At 70.7% G+C, this 3,697-nt stretch carries 3 protein-coding genes; 1 reads left to right on the top strand and 2 read right to left on the bottom strand.

What is annotated here, in order from left to right; all coding sequences use genetic code 11:
* Positions 1 to 123 precede the first annotated feature (123 nt).
* Both ACFVIM_RS33915 and ACFVIM_RS33910 read right to left on the bottom strand, forming a co-directional pair.
* Positions 124 to 804: a response regulator gene (locus ACFVIM_RS33915; RefSeq protein WP_384309874.1), complete on the bottom strand. Its 681-nt coding sequence runs from the start codon at positions 802 to 804 to the stop codon at positions 124 to 126.
* The gene (locus ACFVIM_RS33910) at positions 801 to 2,099 is read right to left on the bottom strand and encodes a sensor histidine kinase (RefSeq protein ID WP_384309871.1); all 1,299 of its coding nucleotides are present in this window, start codon (positions 2,097 to 2,099) and stop codon (positions 801 to 803) included. Before ACFVIM_RS33910 ends, ACFVIM_RS33915 begins: the two co-directional genes overlap by 4 nt.
* Before the next feature lie 200 nt (positions 2,100 to 2,299).
* On the opposite strand from ACFVIM_RS33910, the gene phoU reads away from it, so the two are divergent.
* Positions 2,300 to 2,977, top strand: coding sequence for a phosphate signaling complex protein PhoU (gene phoU, locus ACFVIM_RS33905; protein ID WP_384309868.1), 678 nt, complete (start codon positions 2,300 to 2,302; stop codon positions 2,975 to 2,977).
* The last annotated feature ends 720 nt before the right edge of the window (positions 2,978 to 3,697 follow it).

Genomic DNA, 3,697 nt, shown 5'->3' with positions numbered 1-3,697 from the left:
GTCCCCACCATCGCGGTGGGGACGCCCCCTCTCCGTGTCCTATCGCCGTACCGGTGTCATCGCTGCCGCGCGCCCGGTGCTCGCGTACGCCTGCGCCGGGGCGGAGGCGTACGCGTGGGTGGACTACGGCTCGAACTTGTAGCCGAGGCCGCGGACCGTCACCAGGTAGCGCGGGGCACCCGGGTCGGGCTCGATCTTGGCGCGCAGGCGCTTGACGTGGACATCGAGGGTCTTGGTGTCCCCCACGTAGTCGGCGCCCCAGACGCGGTCGATGAGCTGCATCCGGGTCAGCACCCGGCCCGCGTTGCGCAGGAGCATCTCCAGGAGGTCGAACTCCTTCAGCGGGAGGTCGACCTTGCCCCCGGAGACCGTGACGACATGGCGGTCGACGTCCATGCGGACGGGCCCCGCCTCCAGAGCGGCCGGAACGACCTCCTCCGGCTCCCCCCTGCGGCGCAGCACCGCACGGATGCGGGCGACCAGCTCACGGGAGGAGAAGGGCTTCGTGACGTAGTCGTCGGCTCCTATCTCCAGGCCGACCACCTTGTCGATCTCGCTGTCCTTGGCGGTGACCATGATCACCGGGACGTTGGAACGGCCCCGCAGCTGGCGGCAGACCTCGGTACCCGGCAGTCCGGGCAGCATCAGGTCGAGGAGGACGAGGTCGGCGCCGTTGCGCTCGAACTCGTCGAGCCCCTCGGGGCCCGTGGTCGCCACGGCGACCTCGAACCCCTCCTTGCGGAGCATGTAGGACAGGGCGTCGCTAAAGGATTCCTCATCCTCGACGACGAGCACTCGGGTCACGGAAGGACCTCCGGGGCAGGGATCTCAGTGTGCGAATCGGTGTCGTAAGGCCGGTCGTCTGCTGCGGCCGGGGAGTCACCCGGCGCGGAGCCGTCCGCCGGGGCCGTGCGTCGTCTCGCCCGGTCCCGGGCGGCGCCCGCCTCGGGCAGCCGCAGGGTGAACGTGGAGCCCTGGCCTTCGGAGCTCCACACCGTGACCTCCCCGCCATGCGAGGCAGCCACGTGTTTGACGATCGCCAGTCCGAGGCCGGTGCCCCCGGTGGCGCGTGAGCGGGCGGGATCGACGCGGTAGAAGCGTTCGAAGATCCGCTCGCGGTCCTTCTCCGAGATGCCGATGCCCTGGTCGGTCACGGCGATCTCGATCAGCGCCCCGGACCCATAGGCCGGGGACGAGCCCCCGGAGACCCGCCGCGCCGAGATACCGACGCGGGTGCGGGCCGGGGAGTAGTTGACGGCGTTCTCCACGAGATTGCCGAGGGCGGCGGCGAGCTTACCGCGATTGCCCCATATATGTAGATCAGACTCTCCCCCGCTGACCACGGTGATCTGCTTGGTCGACGCGGGATGGCGGGAGCGGTCGACAGCCTCGGCGACCAGTTCGTCCACCGGTACGGGCTCGGCGTCGTCCAGCGGGTCGTCGTTCTGCACCCGGGAGAGGTCGATCAGCTCCTGGACGAGGTTGGTGAGCCGGGTGGCCTCGATCTGCATCCTCCCGGCGAAGCGGGAGACGGCCTCCGGGTCGTCCGAGGCGTCCATGACCGCCTCGGAGAGCAGGGAGAGCGCGCCGACCGGTGTCTTCAGCTCATGGCTGACGTTCGCCACGAAGTCGCGGCGGACCGCCTCTATGCGGCGCGCCTCCGTGAGGTCCTCCACCAGGAGCAGCACCAGCCGCGAGCCGAGGGGGGCCACCCGGGCGGAGACGGCGAGCGCCTCACCCCGGCCGGCCCGGCGCGGCAGATCCAGCTCGACCTGGCGTATCTCCCCGTCCCTGCGGGTGTCACGGGCCATCTGCAGCATCGGCTCGACGGTGAGCTTCCCACCACGGACCAGCCCCAGCGCGTACGCCGCCGAGCTGGCCTTCACCACGGAGTCGCCCTCGTCCAGGACGACGGCGGACGAGCGCAGCACGGACAGGACCGTGTCCACACCGGGTGGCAGCACGGCATCGGTGTGGAGCGAGGTGCGCGTGGGTCTGCGTTGCTCCCGTTCGCTCCAGCGGAACGCCAGCATGGCGATCACACCGGTCAGAAGACCGGCCATCGCCGCCACTGCGGCGATCGCCGCGTTCACGTCCATGCATCCAGGTTAGGCGGGCGGTCGGACATGCTCCCAGCCAATCAGGTGGCCCCCCGGCCAGTCGTCGCTCAGAGTTCACCGGGGTGACGGAGGCGGTTCATTTGGCCGGGAGGCCCCGGTCGCGTTTCGGCCGCACCGTGGGAGCGTGGGGGTCCGGGAAACCCATTCGGACTCCTGTTCACACGGAGAAAGGGAAGTCGATGCGGGACGCGTACCACGAGGAACTCGACTCGATCGGTGAGGGCCTGGTCGACATGGCCCGGATGGTCGGATCCGCGATAGGGCGCGCCACCACGGCCATGCTCGACGCCGACCTCAAGCTGGCCGAGAGCGTGATCGCGGCCGACCAGAAGGTCGACGACCTCCAGCATGACCTGGAAGCGCGGGCCATCGCCCTGCTGGCGCGCCAGCAGCCGGTCGCCACCGATCTGCGGATCGTGGTGACCTCCCTGCGCATGAGCGCTGACCTGGAGCGCGCCGGCGACCTGGCCCAGCATGTGGCGAAGCTGGCCCGGCTGCGGTTCCCCGACTCGGCGGTGCCCAGAGACCTCCAGGCGACGATCCTGGAGATGGGCCAGCTGGCCCAGCGGCTGATGGCGAAGGCCGCCGAGGTGATCATCACCAAGGACGTGGACCTGGCGCTCCAGCTCGAAACCGACGACGACGAGATGGACCTGCTCCACCGGACCCTCTTCCAGCACCTCATGGACGACCGCTGGAAGCACGGCATCGAGACCGCCGTGGACGTGACCCTGCTCGGCCGTTACTACGAGCGCTTCGCCGACCACGCCGTGTCCGTGGCCAAGCGCGTGGTCTATCTGGTGACCGGCGAGCACGCCGACGAGATCCAGCCAGTGACCCCGGTGGAGGGCCGATAATCCACCCCGACCCATCCGCCCCCAGACCCTCACCCACGGTCGCCGTGCCCCCACGCGCTGTTGACGCGCCGGGCACGGCGGGCGTGAGATGGCCTGAGGCGATCCACCGGGTCCGCGCGCCCCTGCCGGGGCGCGGCAGCTGTCCACAGGTGTGGATAGTTCCGGTTCGCGTGGTTGTCGTGGTCCTCTCGCCCCCTCGTGGGCGTTGTCCGGCGTACGTCCCGCACCTGCCCCGCGCCCGCCGCCTCCGGATCGGCTCACGGCTTCCGGGACGGCAGGCGGCCCGGCCGTTCCCCGTCCGCTTCCGTCCTCACACTGTTCGGCGCGACCCACTGTTCGGCGCGACCCAGGGCTGCTCGTGCCCCACCCGCCCGTTTCTTCTTCCGTCCCCTGTGCACGTCCGTCCCGTCCACGCCTCCGCCCGTCGTCGCCGGAGCGCGTTCCCAAGGAGGACCTCATGGCCGACACCCCCTCGACCGACACCCCCCGGCCCCCTATCCCGGAAGTGGCGCTTCCGCCCCTCCTCGCCGCCTGCGGCTGCGGTTCGGGCTGCGGTTGCGGCTGCCAGTCGGGCGGGCCGTGCCAGTGCGGTGGGTGCTGCGGCTAGCGCTCGCGCCGGGCCCGGTCCCGTACGCGTCAGCACTTTCAGTACGCATATTTCCGTCCGGCCGGGTGCGTACGTCACCGCCGCCGAGTGCGTATGCCGGGTCCGCCCGCGCC

The organism is Streptomyces sp. NPDC057638 (genome assembly GCF_042800315.1).
Lineage (GTDB): Bacteria > Actinomycetota > Actinomycetes > Streptomycetales > Streptomycetaceae > Streptomyces.
The sequence above is the reverse complement of the archived record's forward strand: the minus strand, read 5'-3'. Positions and strand labels throughout refer to the sequence as shown.

Bases quoted from the DNA above. Each gene is read 5' to 3' on its own strand.
- ACFVIM_RS33910 (WP_384309871.1), bottom strand. From the start codon at position 2,099: ATGGACGTGAACGCGGCGATCGCCGCAGTGGCGGCGATGGCCGGTCTT.
- phoU (WP_384309868.1), top strand. From the start codon at position 2,300: ATGCGGGACGCGTACCACGAGGAACTCGACTCGATCGGTGAGGGCCTG.